1 protein-coding gene is annotated in these 725 nt (G+C 45.1%); it reads right to left on the bottom strand.

Annotated elements, in window-relative coordinates:
* Window positions 1-35: 35 nt before the first annotated feature.
* On the bottom strand, window positions 36-725 hold a 690-nt coding region (locus tag SPADD19_RS12345; protein ID WP_241496398.1), incomplete at its 5' end, for a helix-hairpin-helix domain-containing protein.

Below are 725 nucleotides of genomic sequence, written 5' to 3'. Positions count from 1 at the left end.
TCCCAAAATCTTCTAGGGATACTTGGCGTACATAGTCAGTCAGATTCATTCGGTGCTACCAAACTGAGGTTGACTTTTTCGCGTTCCACGTCGATCTTCTTCACCCAGACCGTCACTACATCTCCTACAGAGACGACTTGGCTTGGATGCTTGATAAATTGCTTGCTCATATGGGAGATATGAATCAAGCCATCCTCGTGAATGCCAATATCGACAAAGGCTCCGAAATCAACCACATTGCGCACAACCCCTTCTAATTTTTGACCAATGTGGAGGTCTTTAATATCCAAAACATCCTGACGGAGCACTGGTGCATCAAAGGAATCCCGCAAATCGCGACCTGGTTTTAGGAGATCATCAATGACATCTTTCAGGGTTTCCGGCCCCAGTTCTAGCTGGGTCGACATTTCCTCTATCTTGACAGCTTTTAATTTTTCTTGAGCAGATTCATCGAGTTCGGTAATCCCAAGGAGTTCAAAAAGTTTTTCAACTTCCTTGTAACTTTCGGGGTGGACGCCAGTATTGTCCAAAATGTTTTTACTTTCAGGAATGCGCAAGAATCCCGCTGCCTGCTCAAAAGCCTTGGCCCCGAGGCGAGGGACTTTTTTAATCTGTCCCCGTGAGAGGATCATTCCTTCTTCTTCCCGATATTTCACGATATTTTCAGAGATGGTCTTATTAAGTCCTGCTACATGCGCTAAGAGAGAGGGACTAGCAGTATTGAT

The organism is Streptococcus parasanguinis (assembly GCF_001578955.1).
GTDB classification, from domain to species: Bacteria; Bacillota; Bacilli; order Lactobacillales; family Streptococcaceae; genus Streptococcus; species Streptococcus parasanguinis_U.
Note: the sequence above shows the minus strand (reverse complement) of the source record. Positions and strands in the feature narration are given on the sequence as shown.